The 1,902-nt window shown below is 76.3% G+C and carries 1 protein-coding gene and 1 pseudogene; both read left to right on the top strand.

The window, feature by feature from the left end; translation table 11 throughout:
• Positions 1–420 (top strand): annotated as a pseudogene (locus tag AWZ10_RS36500) (ATPase); the annotation flags it as partial.
• 61 nt (positions 421–481) lie between these two features.
• On the top strand, positions 482–1,902 hold a 1,421-nt coding region (locus AWZ10_RS36495), incomplete at its 3' end, for a glycoside hydrolase family 3 protein (protein WP_167366025.1).

The raw sequence follows: 1,902 nt of genomic DNA, 5'->3' as shown, positions 1-1,902 counted from the left end.
CTCGGGCTGCCCGCGGAGGTCCTGCCGCCGGAGGGCTACGGAGCCGTTGACGCCGTCCCGTGGAGCGCCGACCGGCGCACGGCCTACCGCGCCCGGCTGCTGCCCGCCGTGATGGACCGGTCGCCCGTCCGCCTGGCCGACCACGCGCCCGGGGTGGTGCGGACCGCCGAGGAGCAGGACACCGTCGCCGTGCGGATCCTCCAGGAGGCCGCCCGCCGCCTGGCCGAGACCGTCGCGGCCCTGTCACCGCACCGGGGCGAACCCCTCGTCGCCACCGGCGGCCTGCTCGCCCCGAACGGCCCCCTGCTGCCCCCGCTGACCGAACGCCTGGCCGCGCACGGACTCTCCGTCACCCCGGTGTCGGACGGCTCCCCGGGCGCCGTCGCCCTGGCCCGCCTCGCCCACACCCCCGGCGGCTGACCCGGCGAGAGCCCCCGCAACCCCCAACTCAGCTCCTCCCCGATGCCGACAAGGACGACCCATGCCCCCTCAGCACCAGCCGGTCGCCCCCGCGACGCAGCCCTCGTACCTCGACCCTGCCGCCCCCCTCGACACGCGCGTCGCCGACCTCCTCTCCCGGATGACCCGGCGTGAGAAGGCCGGCCAGCTCAACCAGCGGATGTACGGCTGGGACGCCTACCGCCGCACCCCGGCCGGGGACTTCGAGCTCACCGACGCCCTGCACGCCGAGACCGAGCGTTTCGCGGGCCTGGGCGCCCTGTACGGACTGATGCGCGCCGACGCCTGGTCCGGCGTCGACCACGGCCACGGACCCGGGGCCGACGACAGCGCCGACCTCGCCGACCTGGTCCAGCGGCACGTCCTGGACCGCAGCCGCCTGCGCATCCCCGCCCTCTTCGTCGAGGAGGTCCCGCACGGCCACATGGCCCTCGACGGCACGGTCCTGCCCGTCAACCTGGCCGTCGGCGCCACCTGGGACCCCGACCTGTACGAGCGGGCCGCAGCGCACGCCGCCGCCGAACTCCGCGCCCGGGGCGGCCACGTGGCCCTCGTCTCCGCGCTGGACATCGCCCGGGACCCGCGCTGGGGCCGTACCGAGGAGTGCTTCGGCGAGGACCCGTACCTCGCGGCCCGCCTGACCGAGGCACTGGTGCGGGGCATGCAGGGCACACCGGACGCGGACGGAGACTTCGCCGCCGACCGCGCCCCCGTCGTCCTCAAGCACTTCGCCGGCCAGGGCGCCACCGTCGGCGGCCGCAACTCCGCCGAGTCCGAACTCGGCCCGCGCGAACTGCGCGAGATCCACCTCCCGGCCGCCCGCGCCGGAGTCCGCGCCGGCGCCGCCGCCGTCATGGCCGCCTACAACGAGGTCGACGGCATGCCCTGCTCCGGCAACCGCGCCCTCCTCACCGGGCTGCTCCGCGACGGCTGGGGTTTCCGGGGCCTGGTCATGGCCGACGGGCTCGCCGTGGACCGTCTCGCCCGCATCACCGGAGACAAGGTCTCCGCGGGCGCTCTCGCCCTGGACGCCGGAATCGACCTCAGCCTCTGGGACGAGGGCTTCACACACCTGGAGGAGGCCGTCGAACGGGGCCTGGTGGGCGAGGCCGCCCTGGACGCCGCCGTCGCCCGTGTCCTGCGCCTGAAGTTCCGCCTCGGCCTGTTCGAGAACCCCTACACCCGCCGCACGCCCATCCCCGAACACACCGGGCGCGCGCTGAGCACCGACCTGGCGCGGGCCTGCGTCACCCTCCTGCGCGACCCGACCGGCGTGCTGCCCATCGGCGCCTCGGTACGCCGTGTCGCCGTGCTCGGCCCGCACGCCGCCACCACCGCCCACCAACTCGGCGACTACACCGCCCCGCAGCGCCCCGGCACCGGAGCGAGCGTCCTCGACGCGCTGCGCCGACTCGCCCCGCCCGGCACGGACGTCCGCCATAC

The sequence above is a fragment of the Streptomyces europaeiscabiei genome (assembly GCF_001550375.1).
GTDB classification, from domain to species: domain Bacteria; phylum Actinomycetota; class Actinomycetes; order Streptomycetales; family Streptomycetaceae; genus Streptomyces; species Streptomyces europaeiscabiei.
Note: the sequence above shows the minus strand (reverse complement) of the source record. Positions and strands in the feature narration are given on the sequence as shown.